Origin of the sequence: Pseudomonas sp. P1.8 (assembly GCF_001269805.1) — a bacterium.
Classification (GTDB): domain Bacteria; phylum Pseudomonadota; class Gammaproteobacteria; order Pseudomonadales; family Pseudomonadaceae; genus Aquipseudomonas.
Genome location: NZ_LHVM01000016.1, coordinates 233,794 through 251,711, shown reverse-complemented (window position 1 = coordinate 251,711; position 17,918 = coordinate 233,794). Strand labels below are relative to the sequence as shown.

The 17,918-nt window shown below is 57.8% G+C and carries 15 protein-coding genes and 1 pseudogene; 14 read left to right on the top strand and 2 right to left on the bottom strand.

Annotation, left to right across the window (positions count from 1 at the left end; genetic code table 11):
• Positions 1 to 51 precede the first annotated feature (51 nt).
• The 10 genes from AD668_RS17770 (at position 52) to AD668_RS17725 (ending at position 13,107) form a co-directional block, all read left to right on the top strand.
• Positions 52 to 1,749: a DUF1302 domain-containing protein gene (locus tag AD668_RS17770; RefSeq protein WP_082344509.1), complete on the top strand. Its 1,698-nt coding sequence runs from the start codon at positions 52 to 54 to the stop codon at positions 1,747 to 1,749.
• A 12-nt stretch (positions 1,750 to 1,761) separates the two neighbouring features.
• Complete coding sequence (locus AD668_RS17765) at positions 1,762 to 3,150, top strand: DUF1329 domain-containing protein (protein ID WP_053160853.1); 1,389 nt, start codon at positions 1,762 to 1,764, stop codon at positions 3,148 to 3,150.
• Positions 3,151 to 3,212: 62 nt separating this feature from the next.
• Entirely contained in the window at positions 3,213 to 4,307 is a 1,095-nt protein-coding gene (locus tag AD668_RS17760; protein WP_053160852.1) for a YCF48-related protein, read from the top strand.
• Between the two features lie 4 nt (positions 4,308 to 4,311).
• Positions 4,312 to 6,786 (top strand): RND family transporter, encoded by a 2,475-nt coding sequence (locus tag AD668_RS17755; protein WP_053160851.1) that lies wholly within the window; start codon positions 4,312 to 4,314, stop codon positions 6,784 to 6,786.
• Positions 6,776 to 8,023, top strand: coding sequence for an MFS transporter (locus AD668_RS17750; protein ID WP_053160850.1), 1,248 nt, complete (start codon positions 6,776 to 6,778; stop codon positions 8,021 to 8,023). The genes AD668_RS17755 and AD668_RS17750 overlap by 11 nt, the downstream gene beginning before the upstream one ends.
• A gap of 13 nt (positions 8,024 to 8,036) precedes the next feature.
• Positions 8,037 to 8,618, top strand: coding sequence for a cupin domain-containing protein (locus AD668_RS17745; protein WP_053160849.1), 582 nt, complete (start codon positions 8,037 to 8,039; stop codon positions 8,616 to 8,618).
• Positions 8,615 to 9,598: a fumarylacetoacetate hydrolase family protein gene (locus AD668_RS17740; protein ID WP_053160848.1), complete on the top strand. Its 984-nt coding sequence runs from the start codon at positions 8,615 to 8,617 to the stop codon at positions 9,596 to 9,598. The genes AD668_RS17745 and AD668_RS17740 overlap by 4 nt, the downstream gene beginning before the upstream one ends.
• Positions 9,599 to 9,608: 10 nt before the next feature.
• Positions 9,609 to 10,607, top strand: coding sequence for an NAD-dependent epimerase/dehydratase family protein (locus AD668_RS17735; RefSeq protein WP_053160847.1), 999 nt, complete (start codon positions 9,609 to 9,611; stop codon positions 10,605 to 10,607).
• Positions 10,591 to 11,385: a cyclase family protein gene (locus AD668_RS17730; RefSeq protein WP_053160846.1), complete on the top strand. Its 795-nt coding sequence runs from the start codon at positions 10,591 to 10,593 to the stop codon at positions 11,383 to 11,385. The genes AD668_RS17735 and AD668_RS17730 overlap by 17 nt, the downstream gene beginning before the upstream one ends.
• A gap of 57 nt (positions 11,386 to 11,442) precedes the next feature.
• Positions 11,443 to 13,107, top strand: coding sequence for an arylsulfatase (locus AD668_RS17725; protein WP_053160845.1), 1,665 nt, complete (start codon positions 11,443 to 11,445; stop codon positions 13,105 to 13,107).
• A gap of 200 nt (positions 13,108 to 13,307) precedes the next feature.
• Here AD668_RS17725 and AD668_RS17720 read toward each other — a convergent pair whose 3' ends face one another.
• Positions 13,308 to 14,435 (bottom strand): sensor histidine kinase KdpD, encoded by a 1,128-nt coding sequence (locus tag AD668_RS17720; protein ID WP_053160844.1) that lies wholly within the window; start codon positions 14,433 to 14,435, stop codon positions 13,308 to 13,310.
• Between the two features lie 182 nt (positions 14,436 to 14,617).
• On the opposite strand from AD668_RS17720, the gene AD668_RS17715 reads away from it, so the two are divergent.
• On the top strand, positions 14,618 to 14,977 hold the full coding sequence (locus tag AD668_RS17715) for a response regulator (RefSeq protein WP_053160843.1): 360 nt from the start codon (positions 14,618 to 14,620) through the stop codon (positions 14,975 to 14,977).
• 82 nt (positions 14,978 to 15,059) lie between these two features.
• On the opposite strand, the pseudogene AD668_RS17710 reads toward AD668_RS17715, so the two are convergent.
• Positions 15,060 to 15,206, bottom strand: a pseudogene (locus tag AD668_RS17710) (GABA permease); the annotation flags it as partial.
• Positions 15,207 to 15,692: 486 nt separating this feature from the next.
• On the opposite strand from AD668_RS17710, the gene AD668_RS29770 reads away from it, so the two are divergent.
• The 3 genes from AD668_RS29770 to AD668_RS17690 all read left to right on the top strand — a co-directional run bounded on the left by AD668_RS29770 (position 15,693) and on the right by AD668_RS17690 (position 17,796).
• Positions 15,693 to 16,157 carry a response regulator transcription factor gene (locus tag AD668_RS29770; protein ID WP_218187259.1) on the top strand — a complete coding sequence of 155 codons (465 nt, stop codon included), beginning with the start codon at positions 15,693 to 15,695 and terminating at the stop codon, positions 16,155 to 16,157.
• 138 nt (positions 16,158 to 16,295) lie between these two features.
• Positions 16,296 to 17,237 (top strand): hypothetical protein, encoded by a 942-nt coding sequence (locus AD668_RS17695; RefSeq protein WP_053160840.1) that lies wholly within the window; start codon positions 16,296 to 16,298, stop codon positions 17,235 to 17,237.
• A gap of 190 nt (positions 17,238 to 17,427) precedes the next feature.
• On the top strand, positions 17,428 to 17,796 hold the full coding sequence (locus AD668_RS17690; protein WP_053160839.1) for a hypothetical protein: 369 nt from the start codon (positions 17,428 to 17,430) through the stop codon (positions 17,794 to 17,796).
• Positions 17,797 to 17,918: the final 122 nt, after the last annotated feature.

The following is a 17,918-nucleotide window of genomic DNA, read 5'->3' as shown; positions in this document are numbered from 1 at the left end:
CAGGGCCGTCACCCACAGCAGTTACCACTATAAAAACAAGAGGTTAACGCGATGGTTAGCTCCATGACTGCGACGCTTGCGCGCCGCCCGGTCTGCACTTCTGCACCCTTTGGTTTCTCGTTGGCCGCAGTGTTGGTGCTGTGCAGCCAGGCTGCACACGCCTTTCAGGTGGACACCGGCAATCCGGATTTCAGCCTGCGTTGGGACAACACCGTCAAGTACAGCGCCGCATGGCGCGCCCAGGATCCCAGCAGCAAATTGACCGAAGGGCAGGTGTCGCTCAATCAGGACGATGGCGATCGGGCGTTCAAAAAGGGCTTGATCTCCAACCGAACGGACATCCTTTCCGAGCTGGACATGTCGTTCAAAAACGTCGGCGCTCGCCTCAGTGGCGCCGCCTGGTACGACACTGAATATCAACAGGATAATGATAACGACGATCCGGCGCGTGCCAACGCCCGTTCCGTGGCCTACGACGAATTTACCGATGACACCCGTCACCTGCATGGCGGTGACGGTGAATTGCTCGATGCATTCGTGTACTGGAACGGCGAACTGGCCGATCACGCCACGTCGGTGCGCGCCGGCCGCCACGGCTTGATCTGGGGTGAGAGCCTGTTCTTCGGGGCCAACGGGATTGCCGGTGGCATGGGCCCGGTCGACGTGGTGAAGGCGCAGTCCGTACCCAACACCCAGTTCAAGGAAATCACCCGTCCGGTCAATCAACTCTCGGGGACCTTTCAGCTGACCAACGACGTTTCGCTCGGTGCCTACTACCAGCTCGAATGGGAAGAAACACGCCTGCCGGGCGCGGGCAGTTACTTCTCCACCAGCGACACCATTGGTGAAGGCAACGAACGCTTGATCGTGGGCGCGCCATTTCCCCCATTCCTTGGCGGCAATCCCGGCAGCCCGGCGGCGTTTTTCCATGGCAATGACAAGGAAGCGAGAAGTTCGGGGCAGGGTGGCCTCCAGTTGAAATACAGCGCGGAAACGGTCGAGTACGGCCTGTACGCGATTCAATACCACGATAAAACCCCCAAGCTTTACCTCAAACCCTCCACCGGTGCACCGAACTTCGGCACGGGCCAGATCGGCGAGTACTACTGGGTTTACCCGGAAGACATTCGCGCTTTCGGCACCAGTTTTTCGACCACCGTCGATGAGTACAGCTTCGCCGGCGAAGCGTCGATGCGCTGGAACATGCCGCTGGTTTCCAACGGTCAAACCGTCTTGCCGGGCGTTGTCGCCGATAACGATGACGACGCCCTGTACGCCGTTGGCCGTACCGCTCACGTCAACCTCAACGTGTTGGCTTCGTTCGGCCCCAACTTCATTGCCAGGGAATCGGGACTGGTCGGTGAGATCGCCTGGAACCGACTGCTGAGCGTCACGAAAAACCGCGCTGCGCTTGACCCCAACGCCACTGATGACGGCCTCGGATTCAAGATGGTTTACACCCCGACCTACCGACAGTTTTTCTCCGGCATCGATATCAGCATTCCAATCGGCGTCAGCTATTTCCCGTTGGGCAAGTCGGCCGTTGTCAGCTCCTTTGGCCCGGATAACGGCGGCGACATGAACATCGGCATCACCGCCACTTACCTGGATCGCGTCACCGCCGGCCTGACCTACACGCATTACTACGGCGCCGAGGACACCAACCTCAACGCGGCCAGCCAGTTCAATTACAAGCAATCGCTGAAAGACCGGGACTACCTGGCTTTCTCCGTCAAGACCACGTTTTAAGAGGACTTGCGCATGACCTACAACAAGAAATCCGGAGCCTTCAAGCTCAAAGCCCTTTGCCTGGCACTGCTCGGCAGCCTGGCCATTTGCAGCCAAGTAACACTGGCGGCGACGGCTGAAGACGCGGCCAAACTCTCGAAAAGCCTGACACCCTTCGGGGCCGAGCGCGCCGGTAACGCCGACGGCTCCATTCCCGCCTGGGACGGTGGTTACACCAAAGTCGATCCCTCGTTCAAGGAAGGCGGCAAGCGCACCGATCCGTTCGCGGCAGACAAACCGCTGTTCAGCATTACCTCGAAAAACCTTGCGCAATACGCAGGCAAACTCAGCGACGGCACCAAGGAAATGTTCAAGCGTTTCCCGGACACGTATCGCATCGACGTTTACCCGACACGCCGCACCGCTGCAGCACCGCAGTGGGTGTATGACAACACCCTGAAAAACGCCACCCGCGCCAAACTGGTGGATAGCAGCGCCGGTCCGGTACCCGAAGGCGCCTTTGGCGGCATCCCGTTTCCGATCCCGCAAAACGGCGCCGAAGCCATGTGGAACCACGTGTTGAATTGGCGCGGTACCTCGGTGTCGATGCATTTTCGTCACTATCTGATGACCGCCGACGGCAAGCAGGTCATGACCACTGACGGTCAGGCCATTCAGGAGATGCCGTATTACTACCAGGAAGGGACACCGGAGTCCTTTGCCGGTGACTACTGGATGTTCCGACTGCTCAACGTCGGTCCGCCATTGCGCGCCGGTGAACAGATCATGGGCCGTACCAACATCAACGGCGACCTGTCCCAGGCGCACGTTTACCTGACCGGCCAACGTCGCGTGCGCAAGCTGCCGAATGCCTGCTGCGACACGCCGACGCCGGCGACTGCCGGGGTGATGTCGTTCGACGAGTTAAGCGTATTCCAGGGTCGCATGGACCGCTTCAACTGGAAGCTGGTGGGCAAGCAGGAGATGTACATCCCCTACAACACCAACAAAGTTCAGGCCGCTGCCAAACCTGAAGACCTGTTTCTCGCTCACCACATGAACCCGGATTACGTGCGCTGGGAATTGCACCGGGTGTGGGTTGTGGAAGCGGACCTGGCACCGGGCAAGCGCCACCAGTTGCCGAAGGGCCGTTATTACCTCGATGAGGACACCTGGCAAGCCATGCTCGGCGACCGATGGGACGCCAATGGTCAACTGGCCAAGACCCTGTGGTCGTTGCCGGCAGTACTCCCGGACCTGCCTGCGCAAGCGCAATTGTCTTCGGGCTTTTACGACCTGACCTCCGGCGCCTGGTTTATCCAGAACGTCTACACCGGTCAGCCCGAGCAGTACGGCATGGTGGATCGCTACAAGGCCTCCGAGTTTTCGCCGGCGGCGATGGCGGGTGCCGGGGTTCGTTGAGACGGACCGGATCACGGTTTGCGAATCGTGATCCGGTTTCAAAAGGTTTGTCGAGGTCGGTAATGAACAGATTCTGTCAGGTGGTGGGTCGGCTGATGTGCCTTATGGCGTTGCCGTTGTGCCAGGCGCACGCCGCTGCGGTGGGCGACGCACTCGAAACGCCGGCGATGCAGGCGCCGCAAGCGAAATCTGCGGTGTTGCTGGACCTGGCACGGGCGGGCACGCGGCTAGTGGCGGTGGGTGAGCGGGGCATTGTGTTGCTGTCCGATGACAACGGCGTCAGCTGGCGTCAAGCGGCAGTGCCGGTCTCGGTCAGCCTTACGGCGGTGCAGTTCGTCGACGCCCAGACGGGCTGGGCCGTCGGGCATGCGGGTGTTGTATTGGCATCGCATGACGGAGGTGAGCACTGGGTGGTGCAACTGGATGGCCTGCGTGCCGCACAGCTTGAGTTGGCTGCCGCGCGCCAACAACTGCCCTCTGCCAACGACCAGGATGCCGCCGCCGCGCGTGTGCAAACGGCTGAAAGACTGGTGGGTGACGGCGCTGACAAACCGTTTCTGGCCGTGCAGTTCGTCGACGCCCGACACGGCCTGATTGTAGGGGCGTACGGCCTGGCCTTCCGCACCGACGATGGCGGCACTACCTGGCAATCCATCGCGGGGCAAATCGATAACCCCACGGGCGCGCATTTGTCCGCGATCACTCAACAGGGGCAACACTGGTTCCTCGCCGGCGAGCAGGGCTACCTCGCACGCTCCGACGATGCGGGCCAATCATTCACGCAGTTGGAAAGCCCTTACATGGGGAGCTTTTTCACCCTGCAAATGCGCGACGACGGTGTGTTGCTGGTGGCCGGGTTGAAGGGCAATGCGTTTGCCTCCCGCGACCTGGGCCAGAGCTTCCAGCCTGCGCCGGTGTCGATGCCGGTGTCTTTCAGCGATGCCATCCGTACCGACGACGGCCAGTTGTTGCTGGTCAATCAGAGCGGCGCCTTGTTTCGCACCAACAGCCAGCCCGGTGCAACGCTAGTGCCCTATGGCAAACCGCTCGGCAAGCCCGTGTCCAGTGTTATCGAGGCCGCCGATGGCAGCCTGACGCTGGCGGGTTTCACTGGTTTGACGCGCCTATCGCCGTCAAACGCCAACGCTTCGGAGTGAGGTTATGAAGTCTTTCGACAACGCCACGGCCAGCCTGGCGAATTTCGATCCACGCTCCGGTTCAGTGGTGGAACGCACGCTGTTCAACCACCGCCTGTGGGTCCTGCTGGTGTGTGTGCTGACGACCCTGGTATTGGGTTATCAAGCCACCCGTATCGAGCTCAATGCCAGCTTCGAAAAGATGATCCCCACACAGCAGCCTTACATTGCGAACTACCTTGAGCATCAGAAACAGCTCACGGGTTTGGGTAATGCCCTGCGGATTGTGGTCGCGAACAAGCGCGGCGACATCTACGACGCCGAGTACCTGAAGACCCTGCAGGCTCTGAGCGACAAGCTCTACCTGCTGCCGGGTGTCGACCGTGCGTACATGAAGTCGCTATGGACACCGGCCACGCGCTGGGTCGCAGTGACCGAAGATGGCCTGGATGGCGGTCCGGTGATCCCGGACGACTACAGTGGCACCGCTGCTAATCTCGATGCTCTGCGCCGCAACGTGCAACGCTCCAACGAACTCGGTCAACTGGTGGCCTTCGACCAGACCTCCAGCATCATCTACGTCCCATTGTTGGCAACCACCACCGACGGCAAGGCGCTGGATTACGCGGTGCTTTCCGAACAACTGGAGACCCTGCGCAGCACCTATCAAAGTGCCAACATCGAGATTCACATCACCGGTTTCGCAAAAAAAGTCGGCGACCTGATTGCCGGCCTTAAGCAGATCCTGCTGTTCTTCGCCGTCGCGATCTTGATCACCACTGCCGTGCTTTTCTGGTACACCCGTTGCCTGCGCAGTACGGTGCTGGTGGTGTTGTGCTCGCTGGTGGCGGTGGTCTGGCAGCTCGGTCTGCTGCCATTGCTGAATTACCAGCTGGACCCGTACTCGGTACTGGTGCCGTTTCTGGTGTTTGCCATCGGCATGAGCCACGGCGCGCAAAAAATGAACGGCATCATGCAGGACATCGGGCGTGGCATGCACCGGGTGGTGGCTGCGCGATTCACCTTCCGGCGCCTGTTCCTCGCCGGGCTGACAGCGCTGCTGTGTGACGCCGTAGGTTTTGCGGTACTGATGCTGATCAAGATCCAGGTCATTCAGGACCTCGCCGTGATCGCCAGCATTGGCGTGGCCGTGCTGATTTTCACCAACCTGATTTTGCTGCCGGTTTTGCTCTCTTATGTCGGCGTGACGCCGCGTGCCGCACAACTGAGCCTCAAGAGCGAACAGGCCGAGCAAAGCGGGCAGGCGCGCCATGCGTTCTGGCGTTTTCTGGACCTGTTCACTCATCGGCGCTGGGCCAGCCTGTGCATCGCCATCAGCCTAGCCTTGGCAGCACTCGGCTTTCTGGTCAGCCTGCAACTGAAAATTGGCGATCTCGACGCCGGTGCGCCGGAACTGCGTGCGGACTCGCGCTACAACCAGGACGATGCCTTTCTGACCCGTCATTACGGCGCCAGCAGCGACCTGTTTGCGGTGATGGTGAAAACCCCGGCCAGCAGCTGTGCACGCTACGACATCCTGGCCAAGGTCGATGCCCTTGACTGGCAGCTGCGTGCTTTGCCAGGCGTGGATTCGACCAACTCGCTGGCGTTGCTGAACCGGCGCATGCTGGTCGGGCTCAGTGAAGGCAACCCGAAGTGGTACGAGCTGCAGAACAACCAGGCGATGCTCAACATGATTACCGCCAGCGCGCCTCGGGGCCTGTACAACGAAGATTGCAGCCTGTTGACCCTGTACGCCTACCTTACCGACCACAAGGCCGAGACGCTGACCCGCCTGGTTGAGCATGTGGAAAAGTTTGCCGCCGAGAACAACACCGACGAGGTGCAGTTCCTGCTGGCGGCGGGTAACGCCGGCATCGAAGCGGCGACCAATATTGTGGTCAAGCAAGCCAATCGCGAAATGCTCGTCTGGGTCTACGGCGCGGTCATTTTGCTGTGCCTGATCACCTTCCGCTCCTGGCGCGCGACGGTGTGCGCGGTGATTCCGCTGATGCTCACCTCCATCCTCTGCGAAGCCTTGATGGTCTGGCTGAACATCGGCGTCAAAGTCGCCACGCTGCCGGTCATCGCCTTGGGCGTCGGCATCGGGGTCGACTATGCGCTGTACGTGATGAGCATTCTCCTGGGTCATCTGCGCCAAGGGGCGAGCCTGTCCGAAGCCTATTACCGCGCACTGGTATCCACCGGCAAGGTGGTGATGCTGACCGGAATCACCCTGGCCATCGGCGTGGCGACCTGGACGTTTTCACCGATCAAGTTCCAGGCCGACATGGGCGTGCTGCTGGCCTTCATGTTTGTCTGGAACATGGTCGGTGCATTGGTGTTGCTGCCCGCGCTGGCGTACTTCCTGTTACCCGCAAGCCGCAATGCACAGGACGCCGTTGTATCAATGCCGGTGACCCATATGGCGGGGGCCGAGCCAGCAGTGGTCGCGGACGTTCATCACCTGCGCCTCAAGGAGCACTGCCATGGTCGCTGATACCTTTGTAAAACCCATCCGTCAGGCCGGTTTGGCGCAGTCGATGTTGTTGCTGCTCGGCAGCTGCCTGCCAGTGTTGGGTGCAGTGTTGCTGGCCCCGGTGTTGCCGCGGATGCAGGCGCACTTTGCTGGCGTCGACGGCAGCGCCGTACTGGTTCCCATCGTACTGACGCTGCCAGCGTTGGTGATTGCCTTGCTGGCGCCGTTCGCCGGGCTGATCGCTGATCGCCTTGGGCGCAAGCCCTTGTTGCTGGCGAGCATGCTGCTGTATGTCCTCTGCGGTGTGCTGCCGCTTTGGCTCGATTCACTGCAGGCCATCGTGCTCAGCCGGGCGGGTATCGGTTTGGCGGAGGCGGGCATCATGACCTGCTGCACCACGCTGATGGGCGATTACTACAGCGGTGCCAGGCGCGAGCGTCTGTTTGCCTTGCAGATGGTCGCCACGTCGTTGTCGGCTGCTGTATTCATCGCGTTGGGTGGCTTCCTGGGTCAAAACGACTGGCGCACCCCGTTTGCGTTGTACGCCGTGGGTTTGATTTTCCTGCCGCTGATGGCCTGGAAGTTGTGGGAGCCGCAAGCCCGCCCACAAACCGGGCAACCCCTGCAATCGTTGTCAACCGGGAAGTTTCCGTGGCGTGCGCTGATGCCTATGTATGTGCTGTCACTGTTGGCAGGTTTGAGCCTGTTTATCGTGCCGGTGCAGGCCGGTTATCTTCTCAATCTTCTGCAAGTAGATGCCCCGCAACAAATCGGTATGACCATGGGCGCCAACCAACTGGGCGTGCTGATCGGTGCGCTGAGTTTTCGTTTGTTCAGCGGGATGCGTGGGCACCACATGCTGCTGATCGCCTATGTGCTGGCAGGTATCGGCGGGTTGCTGATGGCTGAGGCCTTGACCCATGTGCAGGTCGTGGTCGCAGTGACCATCAACGGCTTGGGCATTGGCTTGATGTTGCCGACGCTGATCACCTGGATCATGGCGCAAGTCAATTTCCATCAACGCGGGCGGGCGGCGGGGTGCTTTACCGCGGCCATCTTCGCCGGCGAATTTATCAGCCCCCTGGCGGTTCTCGCCTTGACCCATGGTGACGCCATGGCGCTGCCCCGTGCGTTAGGGATTGTGGGCGGATCGCAACTGCTGGTGGCGGTGTTTTGCCTGGCCGTACCCAGGCTCGGCGGTCTGTTGCAGCACGCGAATGTTGTAGTCGGTGGCAAGACCATTGGCGACGGAAACTGAACGAGGATTTTCCATGCAAGCGCTTCCTGAATTCAAACGAGTGGTCACCGGCCACGATCAGCAGGGCCAGGCCATCGTCGCCAGCAGCGGACCCACGCCGAACGTGTTCGCGCTATCGGCCGTGCCGGGCACCGTGTTTTACGAACTGTGGAACAGCAGCACCAGCCCGGCTTTGCTCGACAACGCCAGTGACCCAAGCAGCAAGCCCCTACAACTCAGTCCCGGACCACAGGGCAGCGTCATTCGCGTGGTGGATATTCCACCGGACAGCGTGCAGAACCAGGTCAGCGCCGAAGATGCCGCGGCGGTGTTTGCTGAAATCGGCGAGTCCCAAGCGGGCACCGGTCAACACGACTCCAGGCATAAATTGATGCACCGCACCGAGACCCTCGACTACGGCATCGTCACCGAAGGAGAGGTGTGGCTGGTGCTGGATAAGGAAGAGGTACACCTCAAACGCGGTGACGTGGTGGTTCAACGTGGCACCAACCACGCTTGGAGCAACCGAACCGAAGCGATGGCGCGCATGGTCTTCATTCTGCTTGACGGGCGTTTCGCCGCTGAGTTGAGCAACGGCAAGGGAGCATCGGCATGAAACTCGCCACACTGAAAAACGGCAGCCGCGACGGTCAGCTCGTCGTGGTCTCGCGGGATCTCGCCCGGGCAGTGGATGCCCGTTCCGTGGCGCTCACCCTGCAACAGGCAATCGAGAACTGGAGCACTATCGAGCCTCGCTTGCAGTTGCTGTCGGCTCAGTTGAATGCGGGCGAGGCGGCGGATGCCTTCGCCTTCGATCCCGCCCAGGCGATGGCGCCATTGCCTCGCGCTTATCAATGGTGCGATGGCTCGGCATTTCTCAGTCACGGTGCGCTGATGCAGAAAGCGTTCAACCTTGACCCCATCGACGGGGTCGAACACACGCCGCTGATGTATCAGGGCGCCGGCGACGACTTCATTGGCGCACGCGACGATATCGCGCTGCCGAGCGAGAGCCAGGGCATCGATTTCGAGGGCGAGTTTGTCGTGCTGGTGGATGATGTGCCGATGGGCTGCGCCGCCGAGGTGGCACAACAACACATCAAACTGATCCTGCAAATCAACGACGTCAGCTTGCGCGCCCTGGCCCCTAGGGAAATGAGCACGGGGTTTGGATTTTTGCAGGCCAAGCCTTCCTCCAGCTTCGCTCCGCTGGCCATCACACCGGACGAACTGGGCGACGCCTGGCGCGACGGGCGTGTGCATTTGCCTTTGCAGGTGCACTGGAATGGCCAATGGTTTGGTCATCCGCACGGCGGACAGATGAACTTCAGTTTTGGCCAGTTGATTGCCCATGCCGCGCTCACTCGCAGGCTGCGAGCGGGCACGCTGATTGGTTCCGGTACGGTCTCCAATGCCGAAAGAAGCGCGGGATCGGCGTGCATTGCCGAGCGGCGCGCCATCGAGATGATCGAACTGGGTGCCGCACAAACCGGCTTCATGCGCTTTGGTGACCGCGTGCACATGGATGTCACCGGCAGCGATGGGCAGTCGCTGTTCGGTGCAATCGATCAATGCATCGTTCAGGCCCAAGGCTGAGGAGCGCTTTATGCGTGTGTTGATTACCGGTGCCAATGGTTTTGTCGGACGTGAGTTGGTGCGTTGTCTGCTGGCGCTCGGCAGCTTGCGAGGGCAGGCCATTGGCTCGTTGCTAGTGCTGGATAAAGACTTGCAGGACTTACCGGACGACCCTCGTCTTCGTCGTCATTTCGGCAGCGTGACGGATCTGGCCCTGATGCGTCGGGTATTGGCCGACGGCATTGATGTGGTGTTCCATCTGGTGAGTGTTCCCGGTGGCACGGCAGAAGAGCAGTACGACCTCGGCTACCAGGTCAACCTGCTGGCCAGCCTGGAATTGCTTAATCAGCTGCGCAACAAAACCCATCCGCCAGTTTTGGTGTATGCCAGCAGTGTTGCGGTGTACGGCGGTGTTCTACCCGCACGGATGAACGAGACGGCCGAGTTGCGTCCCGAATTGTCCTATGGCACGCACAAAGCCATGGTGGAAAGCGCCATTAGCGATCTTTCCCGGCGCGGCGATGTGGACGGTCGTGTGTTGCGCCTGCCAGGCATTGTCGCCCGACCTCGCGAACCCAATGGATTGCGTTCGGCATTCATGAGCGACCTGATGCGTGCCTTTGCCAGCGGTGAGTCTTATCAATGCCCGGTTTCTCCAGAAGCGACGGCGTGGTGGATGTCTGCCCGTTGTTGCGTGAACAACCTGATCCACGCCGCCGAGCTGCATGGCGCCTTGCTCGGGGTACACCGGGTGTGGCAGTTGCCGGTTCTGCATTTGTCGATTGCCCAGGTGATCGACGCATTGGCCGAGCGTTATGGGCAGGAGCGCCGCGCATTGATCGGCTTTGTGCCGGACGCGCGACTGGAAGCGTTGTTCGGACGTATGCCGCCATTGAAAACACCGCAGGCGCGCGCCGCCGGATTCAACCATGACCGTAACGCTGCCACGTTGGTGCGCAACGCCCTCAATCCCTCGAATTCCAGACATATGCCGCTGACCGGAGACACCTTTCATGTCGCAGCCAACTAAGCCAAAACGTCGCCTCGTCGACTTGTCTGTCACCCTCGACAACAACCCCTACACCGATCCGCCACCGTTGCTGCCGAAGATCGATTACATGGATCACCAGCAAGGCTGGCCGGAAATGGCCGCGATGTTTCCCGGCTTGCAACTCGAGCAGATGCCGGGCAACGAATCCTGGGCCGCCGAGCGACTGCACATCACCACTCATAGCGGCACGCACATGGATGCTCCATGGCATTACGCTTCGACCACTGACGGCGGGCAACCGGCTTTTGGTATTGATGAACTGCCGCTCGATTGGTGCCTGCAACCGGGTGTGAAGCTGGATTTTCGGCACATGGCCGATGGTCATGTGGTAACCGCCGACGAGATCGAAGCGGAACTGGCTCGAATTGGCCACAGTTTGCAGCCGCTGGACATCGTGCTCATCAACACCCGTGCCGGCGCGTTGTTCGGTCAGCCGGGTTATCTCGATGCCGGTGTGGGAATCGGTCGTGAAGCCACGTTGTACCTGCTGGAACGCGGGGTGCGGGTCGTTGGTACCGACGCCTGGAGTTGGGATGCGCCGTTCAAATACACCCGTGAGCGGTTTGCTGCCGATGGCGATGCCTCGATTATTTGGGAAGGGCACAAAGCCGGACGCGATATCGGTTACGGGCAAATGGAAAAACTCGCCAACCTGGAATCCCTGCCGTCCAGTGGCTTCGTGGTGTCGTGTTTCCCTTACAAAATCAAGCACGCATCGGCCGGGTTTGTTCGGGCGGTGGCGATATTCGAAGAGTAGGGCGCCTGCGGGAGTAGCAGAAGAAAGTCCTCGATCACACACAATAAGAGAAAAAACATGGCTCTTTTGCGTCTGCCTCAAACATTACTGGCCACCGTGCTGGCGCTGGGTAGCAGCCTGGTCATGGCGACCAGCGCCGATACGGCGCAGCCCAATATTCTACTGATCATGGCCGATGACCTGGGCTACTCCGACCTGGGCAGTTATGGCGGCGAAATCAGCACGCCATCCCTGGATCAACTGGCCAGAGACGGATTGCGGTTCACCAACATGTACGCGGCGCCGACCTGCTCAATCACGCGCTCGATGCTGATGTCCGGCACCGACAATCACCTCGCCGGGCTCGGTACCATGGCTGAAGCGTTGCAGCCTTTTCAACGTGGCAAGCCGGGTTACGAGGGGTATTTGAATCAGCGCTCGTACTCGATTGCCGAGTTACTGAAAAAGGGGGGCTACAGCACGCTGATGGTCGGTAAATGGCACCTGGGGCTGGAGGCAGATCAAGGACCGGATCAGCGCGGCTTCGAGCAGTCCTTCACTCTGCTGGAGGGTGGGGCATCGCACTTTAAACCTACCAGTGTGGACCCCAGCAAGCTTGAGCAAGTGCACTACCGCGAAAACGGTAAGGCCGTGACGTTGCCCGACGACTTCTATTCCACGGATTTCTACACCGACAAGCTGATCAGCTACCTGCAAAACAGCAAAAAGGAGGGCAAGCCGTTTTTTGCCTACGCCGCTTACACTTCGCCGCACTGGCCGCTGCAGGCACCCAAGGAATACCTCGACAAGTACCAGGGGCGATTTGATCAAGGCTATGACAGCGTGCGCCTGGCCCGGATCGAGCGAATGAAAAACCTCGGCCTCATGCCCAACGATGCCCAGCCTGCGCAGCCGCTTCCGGTGAATCCCAAGCTGCCGGGCTGGCAACAGTTGAGTGCTGAGCAACAGCGTGTCGAAGCGCGCAAGATGGAAATCTACGCCGCCATGGTCGATAACCTCGACCATAACATCGGCCGCTTGATCGATTACCTGCGTCAGAGCGGACAGTACGACAATACGTTGATCGTGTTCATGTCGGACAACGGCGCGGCGGGGGAGAACCACGCACAGTTCTATCCTCTGGCAGCGCGCACCGACAATAGCTTTGCCAACCTCGGGCAGAAGGGTTCTCAGATCGACTATGGGCTGCGCTGGGCAGAGGTCAGCGCCGCTCCATTCCATTTGTTCAAAGGCACCACCGCAGAGGGAGGCATCAGCGTGCCGGCGATAATCCAATTACCCAAGTCACTGCGTCGTCAAGGTGTGGAGCGCGGCGTTGCGCGGGTTGATGACCTGGCACCGACCTTCCTGGAGCTGGCGGGTATCGCACTGCCAAACCAAGCGCCAACGGCTACGAGTAAACACCCGATCACCGGTAAATCAATGCTGCCGATGCTTGCGGGCAATGGCCGCCCGCACAGCGATAACAGCCTGGCTGGAGAACTGTTCGGCAACGCTTATTATCGAGAGGGCAATCTCAAGTTGTTGGGCCTTAAACCCCAGGCAGGCTTTGGCGAAAACGCGCAACCATTGCAATGGCAATTGTTTGATTTGGCGAAGGATCGCGGCGAAACAACGGACCTGGCTGCCTCCCAACCAGAGACGGTGCAACGGCTGAAGGAAGCATGGTTGAAATATGCAAAGCAGGTTGGTGTTGTTTTTGCCGGGCAGTCGTTTCAGTAACACTGCGGTACGAACTAGTAGTGCTTTGAACATTCAGTGTGGAGGCTGCGCTCGATATGGATTGAAAAGATAACTGCTTGTCGCGAAGGGCAGCTACCAATCCAAAGCTGCCTTTCAGAATAGGCTGAAATTGGCCGATTGCTATTCACTGCACCGGTGATGACGACCAGTTGGATTAGGTCGAAGTAGGGAAAAAATGTTTATTCACAGCTGGGCAAGATCACGCGGAAAATCGTGCCCTGCTCGAGTGTCGACTCGACCTCAATTTTCCCGCCATGACCTTCTACAATCTGAGACGCTATGAATAATCCCAGCCCGAGTCCAGAAGATGTCCCTTTTTCTCCCTCTGAGTATTTAGAGTAACGTCGCTCAGGATTGAACAGAGAGGGCAGTGCGCTGGAGGGAATAAGCTCTCCAAAATTTTGCACGCAAAAGCAGGCTGTGGGGCCGTCCCCATTTAATGTGATATTTATCGGACGCCGAGCATTGCCGTGCCGCACAGCGTTGCCAATAAGATTTGAGAAAACTTGTGCCATACGTGACGGGTCGTACAGGCCGGTTACAGTTCCCGAATCGGTGAATATGATTTCCGTCTTAGGGTGCGCGGCAGAGAGTTCGCTCACCACTGCTTTGCAAACAGACGTCAGGTCAGTCTTTTCCGGTCGTACCGGGATTCCATTGCCCAAGTTGCAGCGTGCCAGGTCGAGCAGGTCGTTAACCATTTGATTGGCGCTTTGAACGCTCGTAGTGATCTGCGCGATGATCCTTTCTCCACGAGTGCCCAGCTCTTCGGTTTGCCTCAGCAGGTCGGCACCCAATGTCACGGCACCCAATGGTGTTCGAAGGTCGTGCCCTAGGACGCCCAAGACTGTTTTTCGAGTCGACTCCACCGCGCGGCCATACGCAGCAATGGACTCAACAAGCGCTTGGTCAATTGCCTCATTGAATCGGATCATGTCCAGGATTTGATGGTCTTCGCCTGTATACCCTTGGGTTAGCCAGAGTCGGAGCACGCTTGACCTTAAGGCTCGGTATTCCGAAACAAGTTGGTCTAGGGTGAAACCTGCGATAAGGCGGGTAATTGCGTGACTTTGCGCCGCCGACTCATCCTTCGTTACAGGCCCAAGACCATGGGACTTATCGATTTGTTCTTGAGGTGTTTGAGAGGTGCGCATGTCGAGCGCCACACTCCTCAAAATGTATTCGGCATGATCTCTAAGACCTAGCGGCCCCATCGCAGGCATCGGGGTGTCCACAGTCCTGGCGAATTCCTCCCAGGCTTGAAGAATAGGCTCCAGATTCTTGAGGATGAATTCTGAAAGTCGCATGACAGTCCTCTTGATCGTCCCGATTCTCATGAAGGCATCAGCCAGAAAAATTTGTTCGACAGAATCAGACTAGCGGAATGACGAAATTCGGCCATGAAGTCTACTCGAGCACCGCCTGTCAGGTGCCCGAAATGCTTACTGTCTGTAATAGGACTAAAGAAGAATGCTTAGGAGTCCTGATCATGTCTCCCACAGTCCTGCTCGTAGAAGATGATGAAATATTGCGTTCACTGACGGTTGATGCGATTTCGCTGCTAGGGCCAAACATCATTGATTGCAAATCTGCTGATGATGCTCTGGCCGTGCTAGAGAGCTCAACTTCAATTGTCCTGGTTATGAGTGACATCTGCATGCCAGGCACAATGGATGGACTGCAATTGGCTCAAGTGATTTGGACGCGCTGGCCTTTATTGCCAGTCATTCTCACATCAGGCAATAGATCCATGCCTGATGAGTTGATGCCGGCACACTCCTTTTTCCTCTGCAAACCGTGGACACTAGAGGCTCTACATAGAGCAGTCAGGTTGTACATACCTGCGTAATCACTGCTCAGGCCTGTGAGTCGATGAGTGTAGGCGAGTGGCTGCTATTGGCCCGTTCTCTGCCTGTCGCGCGCGGCAGAAAGATGAAGTACGACAGGATGGCGGCGGGACCGGCCGCGGCAATCAATGAGCCAGCCCCCATGAAAAGTCCCGCGCCGATCACCCCGCCAAGCGCAATCATGGTGATATGACGTTGCTTCAGGCTTTGCTTCAGACGGTTGGATTCCATTTCCTTGACCTCTCTTGGTATTGGTAGGACGCGGCAACGTTTCTGGGGCGTAAGACAGCTCTACGCACTCAGAAAATGTCGTTCCCCGCGCAGGCACCGCAATACGCCTGCATACACGCCCCGTAGCCTTTTTCAGGCCAGCATCGACCCAATTGCGGCCTTCGTCTTACCCCAATGATCAGTCCCCGAGAGGCCAAACCCTCTGGCCACTTTCTCGCGGACGCAGCTTACCGTGCGTTTTTTGGTGAGGCTCAAACGACGCGTCCAGTCGAAATCACCCGTGCGAGCCAGCGCTATGCGATAGCTTGGGATAAAAGCGATCTGGAGGCAGGGAGCTTCTTCAAGTGCATGGAAAAGCCTTTCTTGAACCCCTTCTGAATCGTAAGGGAGGATCAGCTCTTCTCGCCTTGGCCGAGGCGCAGTGGCGTGCTTGCGTAACGCCTCAGCCAGTGCTGGCGCTGCGCTTCGTCGCGGCAATAAGCCTATTTGAATCTATTCAGCATGGTGACGCAGCGGCATTTCGGCTACTGGCGGATCCGGGCGATGAATGACCAGCGGCCACCCCTGACACGGCGCGAGATAGAAATCCTTCATTTGATGGCAAGGGGCTTATCTTGCCGGGAAATCGCATCCGAGCTTGCCATCAGTGAGTTTACAGTTAAGACGCACCGTCGCAACATGCTCCGCAAAGCGGGATTCCGGAATGCCAGGCAATTGATTGAACACGCCAGGCAGCAGAACTACTTGCCGAAGTTGGTTGAACGCCCATTGTACGATGTCCTTTCGGCCAGGGAACTCCAGGTGATGAAACTGGTAATCCAGGGACACACAAGCAAGCACATCTCGAGACTGCTTGAAATCGCCGATCTCACTGTCCGCAAACACCGCGAGAATCTGTTGCGCAAGCTAAAGCTTCGCAGCATCGGGCAGCTTGTTGCACTTTACGAGTAGGCGACCTACGACATCGGAGGTATTTGAAGTCTCGCTATCGTCTTATAGATTGACAGTGCGTTGCGAGCCCCGGTTTCGCGACGCAATGAGAGGATTCACCATTTACTTATCAACGACCCGCAGAGAGGTTAAGTTCAAATGGGACATTCAACAGACATCAAAGCAATAGGCCAGGACAACACGGCATTTCAAAAATACATCGATGAAAGAAACACAGAGCTGGACAAAACTGCGGCAGAAGCCCAAAAAGTTTTGGATATGCAGATCAAGAAATTCTACGCAGACGGAAAATGGGACGATGCCCAACCTCTGGCAAGCGGGTCGTACCAACACCTGACTACCGCTTCGACGTGGTCGCTCAGCAACGTGGTCGATATGATCGAAAACGTTCGCACGGCTGTCTTTGGAGGGAAAGCCATAGACATGCCGCCGACGAAAGGCGAAAAGGACGACAAGGTCCCTACAGCTGCCGCTGCCAAGGGAAGCACCATTTCGCCGACGACGCAAAAGCTTCTGACAATGATGGCCGGAACCGAAGCAATCATCGCCAACGCAGCCTTTCAGGCCATCACAGGGATTCTTTCCGCCATCAAGACCGGGACGGAAACCGACTTGTCCAAGCAGATTGTGCAAAAGGACATTATTCCCGGGATGAGTATGTTCGTTTGCGTGATGGAGAATAAGTTCAGTAGCAAAGATTTCTTCAATAGTGAAATCATTGTTCAAAACTTCTACATCTACGATGTTCGGATGTCGGCCGATCGAGCGCGTGCACTTGCCAACTTCGACAGAATCAATGGCCTTATTTCCCAGCAGAATGACCTTGAAGGGGCGGTAGGAGATCTGAGTCAGCAAGTTCATGATTTGAAGCTTGCCGACTACAAGACAAAGAACAAGGGGGATCTGAAGGCTGCTATCGCAGACTACAAATCCGACTTCATTGCCCTCGAAGAATTGATTAAAGAAATCAACACGAAAATTTCCGAGACCGCCGAGCTGATCAACCAGAAGAAGTTGTTGAAGACGGAAAATAATGCCGCACTCGTGTTGGCAAAACGTAAGGAATTGGTGATGTTGTAGAGGTGCTTGAGTGAATGAACCGCCCTGCAAGTTGACTCAGGACGTGGGGCGATTCCCTTACTTTCAAGCACGTGAAGCGCGGCAAGCTGTGTAAAGTTTGCCGATTACCTGGACTATCTCGAGCTTGTAAAAAACTCAAGAGTCCGCTGGTCAATTAGTTTTATAGAAACGTCAATTCAAGGAGTTTGTCATGACAGATGAAATTGTTCGATACAAGAAAAACGTTTTCACCAACGATGGCCAAACTGACGTTGATGGATTCATGCCAAAGCTGGAGAAAGTCAAGGAACTCATCAAAGACGCCGGGGCGATAACGGTATATTACGGTTTTCACGGGAACACTGAAGGCGAGTTTGACCGGAAATTCGAGCCTGACGAGTTGCAAAAATCATTGGGAATTGCACGATCATTTCCAGGTGCCACCATGGTGCAGGTCGACGGCCCGGATGACCCAAAAATCGACTACGTTAAACATAATGAAAACGGACAAGTGCTTTTCACTTGGTGCGATAGTGACACGTACATCAAGACCAAAAAGCTACTGCCGGACATTGTCTGATAGGCAGTCGCTGCACCTGACCACCGGTTGACTTCAACTGGCGGCCCCGACCTGTCGTTGCAAGCGAACGCGGTCACATGATGCTGATCGCGGCCGCTGCACATTTCGCAACGAGTAGGGAC

Coding starts and splice junctions, on each gene's coding strand:
- AD668_RS17770 (WP_082344509.1), top strand. CDS start 52: ATGGTTAGCTCCATGACTGCGACGCTTGCGCGCCGCCCGGTCTGCACT.
- AD668_RS17765 (WP_053160853.1), top strand. CDS start 1,762: ATGACCTACAACAAGAAATCCGGAGCCTTCAAGCTCAAAGCCCTTTGC.
- AD668_RS17760 (WP_053160852.1), top strand. CDS start 3,213: ATGAACAGATTCTGTCAGGTGGTGGGTCGGCTGATGTGCCTTATGGCG.
- AD668_RS17755 (WP_053160851.1), top strand. CDS start 4,312: ATGAAGTCTTTCGACAACGCCACGGCCAGCCTGGCGAATTTCGATCCA.
- AD668_RS17750 (WP_053160850.1), top strand. CDS start 6,776: ATGGTCGCTGATACCTTTGTAAAACCCATCCGTCAGGCCGGTTTGGCG.
- AD668_RS17745 (WP_053160849.1), top strand. CDS start 8,037: ATGCAAGCGCTTCCTGAATTCAAACGAGTGGTCACCGGCCACGATCAG.
- AD668_RS17740 (WP_053160848.1), top strand. CDS start 8,615: ATGAAACTCGCCACACTGAAAAACGGCAGCCGCGACGGTCAGCTCGTC.
- AD668_RS17735 (WP_053160847.1), top strand. CDS start 9,609: ATGCGTGTGTTGATTACCGGTGCCAATGGTTTTGTCGGACGTGAGTTG.
- AD668_RS17730 (WP_053160846.1), top strand. CDS start 10,591: ATGTCGCAGCCAACTAAGCCAAAACGTCGCCTCGTCGACTTGTCTGTC.
- AD668_RS17725 (WP_053160845.1), top strand. CDS start 11,443: ATGGCTCTTTTGCGTCTGCCTCAAACATTACTGGCCACCGTGCTGGCG.
- AD668_RS17720 (WP_053160844.1), bottom strand. CDS start 14,435: ATGCGACTTTCAGAATTCATCCTCAAGAATCTGGAGCCTATTCTTCAA.
- AD668_RS17715 (WP_053160843.1), top strand. CDS start 14,618: ATGTCTCCCACAGTCCTGCTCGTAGAAGATGATGAAATATTGCGTTCA.
- AD668_RS17695 (WP_053160840.1), top strand. CDS start 16,296: ATGGGACATTCAACAGACATCAAAGCAATAGGCCAGGACAACACGGCA.
- AD668_RS17690 (WP_053160839.1), top strand. CDS start 17,428: ATGACAGATGAAATTGTTCGATACAAGAAAAACGTTTTCACCAACGAT.